Origin of the sequence: Staphylococcus sp. Y174-1, from assembly GCF_049897865.1 — a bacterium.
GTDB lineage: Bacteria > Bacillota > Bacilli > Staphylococcales > Staphylococcaceae > Staphylococcus > Staphylococcus saprophyticus.
The window spans coordinates 1-3,680 of sequence record NZ_JAFCXB010000016.1; the positions used below are offsets into that span (position 1 = coordinate 1).

The 3,680-nt window shown below is 31.7% G+C and carries 4 protein-coding genes and 2 pseudogenes; 4 read left to right on the forward strand and 2 right to left on the reverse strand.

The features are described 5' to 3' along the window. Positions 1 to 214 precede the first annotated feature (214 nt). From ACP7BT_RS13430 to ACP7BT_RS13445, 4 genes and pseudogenes are all read left to right on the forward strand, one after another. Positions 215 to 295 (forward strand): annotated as a pseudogene (locus ACP7BT_RS13430) (BrxA/BrxB family bacilliredoxin); the annotation flags it as partial. Between the two features lie 238 nt (positions 296 to 533). Continuing rightward, positions 534 to 1,490: a thymidylate synthase gene (locus ACP7BT_RS13435; RefSeq protein WP_064137603.1), complete on the forward strand. Its 957-nt coding sequence runs from the start codon at positions 534 to 536 to the stop codon at positions 1,488 to 1,490. Between the two features lie 53 nt (positions 1,491 to 1,543). After that, entirely contained in the window at positions 1,544 to 2,020 is a 477-nt protein-coding gene (locus ACP7BT_RS13440; RefSeq protein WP_126715846.1) for a dihydrofolate reductase, read from the forward strand. Between the two features lie 30 nt (positions 2,021 to 2,050). Beyond that, a pseudogene (locus tag ACP7BT_RS13445) lies at positions 2,051 to 2,275 on the forward strand (DegV family protein); the annotation flags it as partial. A gap of 345 nt (positions 2,276 to 2,620) precedes the next feature. Here ACP7BT_RS13445 and ACP7BT_RS13450 read toward each other — a convergent pair. Further along, positions 2,621 to 2,920, reverse strand: coding sequence for a hypothetical protein (locus tag ACP7BT_RS13450; protein WP_064137600.1), 300 nt, complete (start codon positions 2,918 to 2,920; stop codon positions 2,621 to 2,623). A gap of 130 nt (positions 2,921 to 3,050) precedes the next feature. Continuing rightward, positions 3,051 to 3,284 carry a hypothetical protein gene (locus ACP7BT_RS13455; RefSeq protein ID WP_064137599.1) on the reverse strand — a complete coding sequence of 78 codons (234 nt, stop codon included), beginning with the start codon at positions 3,282 to 3,284 and terminating at the stop codon, positions 3,051 to 3,053. Positions 3,285 to 3,680: the final 396 nt, after the last annotated feature.

Genomic DNA, 3,680 nt, shown 5'->3' on the forward strand with positions numbered 1-3,680 from the left:
TCTCTTCAGATCTACGGATTTTCGCCATGCCACGAAATTAGCATCATGCTAGCAAGTTAAGCGAACACTGACATGATAAATTAGTGGTTAGCTATATTTTTTTACTTTGCAACAGAACCTTATTTTTCCTTAGCATTCCACCAAACAATCCGATTTAACCACTATTTTTTTCGAATTATCAAAATGCTAATTCCACTATATATTCCGAAGACCCATCCCTCGCGAACATATTGAAGGACGTGACATCCAAGATATTTGTATGGATATTAAAGACGCTTTTGATGAAAATTGCTAAATCGTAACTTTATTTAAAATGAGACTGAGACATTAATAAAATGAGCTCTAGGAATCCAATATACGGTGACCCAATCTCACTTAACGTCTAATTATAATTTATTAAATTAATCGATAAATTATAGTTAGACGTTTTTTTATCATATTTAAAATTGAGAAATTGACCTACATTTAATTTTATAAGTATCAGTTTTCTAGTATAATAAACATTAATATAAATAATTCTAGGAGATGAAAATATGCTAAATCCATTTGATTCAGCGTATCATAGTTTATGCGAAGAGATTTTAGAGCTTGGCAGACAACGTGATGATAGAACACATACAGGTACGATATCAAAATTCGGTCATCAGTTAAGATTCGATTTGTCTAAAGGCTTTCCTTTGTTAACTACTAAAAAAGTATCGTTTAAACTAATCGCTACTGAATTATTGTGGTTTATAAAAGGTGATACGAATATTCAGTACTTACTTAAATACAATAATAATATTTGGAATGAATGGGCTTTTGAAAAGTATATTCAATCAAGTGATTATAAAGGTCCAGATATGAGTAATTTTGGACATAGAGCACTCCAAGATGAAGCATTTAATGAGCTTTATAAAGAAGAAATGAAAAAGTTTAAACAACAAATTCTTAATGATGATGAATTTGCGAAAAAATATGGTGATTTAGGAAATGTTTATGGTAAGCAATGGCGTGATTGGGTAGATAAAGAAGGTAATCACTTTGATCAACTTAAAACGGTGATTCAACAAATCAAAGAAAACCCTAATTCTCGTCGACATATTGTATCGGCATGGAACCCTACCGAAATTGATACTATGGCTTTACCTCCTTGCCACACAATGTTTCAATTTTATGTTCAAGAGGGTAAGTTAAGTTGCCAACTCTATCAACGTAGTGCTGATATTTTTCTAGGCGTTCCATTCAATATTGCTAGTTATGCACTTCTAACTCATCTTATCGCTAAAGAATGCAATCTTGAAGTTGGAGAGTTTATTCACACATTTGGCGACGCTCATATTTACTCAAATCATATTGACGCTATTCAAACACAGCTATCTAGAGATGGTTTTACTCCACCGACTTTAAAGATTAATTCGGATGCATCTATTTTTGATATTAATTATGAAGATTTAGAAATAGTAAATTATGAATCTCATCCATCAATTAAAGCTCCAATAGCAGTATGATAAATTTACTAATTATATAAATATACTCAAATATAAAACCTGGAGGTAAGATCATGACTTTATCAATTCTAGTAGCACATGACCAACAACGAGTGATTGGTTACAATAACGCAGTACCTTGGCACTTACCAAACGATTTAAAACATGTAAAAAAACTTTCTACCGGTAATACTTTAGTGATGGGAAGAAGAACTTTTGAATCAATTGGTAAACCACTACCTAACAGAAGAAATGTCGTTTTAACTCACGATACTTCTTTTAACGTAGAAGGTGTGGATGTCATTCATTCAATTGATGAAATTTATGAGTTAGAAGGTCATATTTTTATATTTGGGGGACAAACACTCTTTGAAGAAATGATGGATAAGGTGGATGATATGTATATCACTGTTATTGAAGATAAACATCAAGGTGACACATTCTTCCCACCTTATACATTTGAAGAGTGGGAAATTGCTTCATCAGAAGAAGGTCAATTAGATGAAAAAAATAAAATTCCACACACCTTTTTACATCTTGTAAGAAAATAAATAAAAATAAATTATTAAGCGGAGGCAGTTATGACTAAACAAATAATTGTGACTGATTCTACATCAGATTTATCACAAGACTATTTAACACAACACAATATACATGTTGTCCCTTTGAGTTTAACTATCGACGGACAATCATATGTAGACCAAATTGATATTTCATCTAAAGATTATATTCAAAGAATAGAAGAAGATGCAGATGTTAAAACAAGTCAACCGCCCATCGGCAAGTTCATTGAAGTATATGAAAGGTTCGATTTTAGAACCATTTTCACGTGTTTGTAATTCGATTTTGCCGTCACTGTTATAATATCGTTGCTGTTTATTACCCTTTGTGTCGTCTACATATTGCTTATCTAACATTTTCAACAATTCTTCAACGTTATCTACATCAAATAATGAGCTTAAATCATGTCCATTATAGTTTAATGTCGGTTTATCTATACTACATTTGTTCATCACCATCAAGTAATATGTCAAATAAATTGTAATATCACGCCCATCACAATCGTTCAACTAAACCTGTTACGAGCTCACGCTCGTTGAACTCAAACAAGCACTGGTACTAAAGACCAGTGCTTTTTCTACGTTTAATTATTAAATATCATCGTGCATTAAAAGTTTATACAATGACTTTACATTGTTAAAAGCCATTTGATTAGTTTCGTACGAAGGTTCTCTAATATCACAAAAAGTGTACAAAGATTTCAAAATATCATTAACATAAGAATCTTCTTCAATCTCGTAGTGATTTAATGCAACTAATAGATCACTTACCGCACTACGTAAATGTGAATAAATATAAAATACACTATAATCATCATCACGATGATTATATAAGTGATCATATAAATCAGATATAACCTCAAAAATACGCGACAACTCAGTTTCAGCCATAATATCACCCTATTCCATTATACCGTTATACAATATGAATAACAAAATGCATAAAATTTTGTATATAACGTATAGTTTGAATTTTCTAAATATTCTAACGTGATGTAAAATTAATCTTAAATAGTATTATTTATACTAAAATTAAGAGGTTTGTGCCCATTTTGATTTTTGTGCCCATTTTGAATGGCACAGGTTTGACACCTAGAGCTCCAATGTATTTGGGTGTTTCTGTGCCTATTTTGGAAAACAAAAATGGCACAGATGACCCCTTGGGAGAGTAAGGTTGAAACCCGCTGTGCCCAAAAAGTAAGGTTTTTTGAAAATCCTTCATTTTTATACCATAAAAATATACAACTAAATTCATAAATATAAACATTTATAAATAAGATACAACATCTGTACTCTGACACTGGTACCAGTTCTCTATATAATATTTGAATTTTATGGTAAAAAAGTGGGAAAAATGGCACAAGTCAACGGAGAGTAAGGTTCCAGCGTCTTCAGTGGCGAGTAGTTTATTGAAAGAAATAAAGCGTGAGACTTAGAGCCTCAAGGGTTGTGCCATTTTTCCCAAAGGTTTTGGGTTTTTGGCACAATAAAAAGACCTCGGCTCAATTGCCGAAGTCTTTCAATAGTTTATTTGGTTCTGTTGCAAAGTTGAATTTATAGTATAATTTTAACAAAAAGGAGTCTTCTGTATGAACTATTTCAGATATAAACAATTTAACAAGGATGTTATCACTGTAGCCGTTGGCTACTA

Bases quoted from the DNA above. Each gene is read 5' to 3' on its own strand.
- ACP7BT_RS13450 (WP_064137600.1), bottom strand. From the start codon at position 2,920: ATGGCTGAAACTGAGTTGTCGCGTATTTTTGAGGTTATATCTGATTTA.
- ACP7BT_RS13440 (WP_126715846.1), top strand. From the start codon at position 1,544: ATGACTTTATCAATTCTAGTAGCACATGACCAACAACGAGTGATTGGT.
- ACP7BT_RS13455 (WP_064137599.1), bottom strand. From the start codon at position 3,284: ATGAATTTAGTTGTATATTTTTATGGTATAAAAATGAAGGATTTTCAA.
- ACP7BT_RS13435 (WP_064137603.1), top strand. From the start codon at position 534: ATGCTAAATCCATTTGATTCAGCGTATCATAGTTTATGCGAAGAGATT.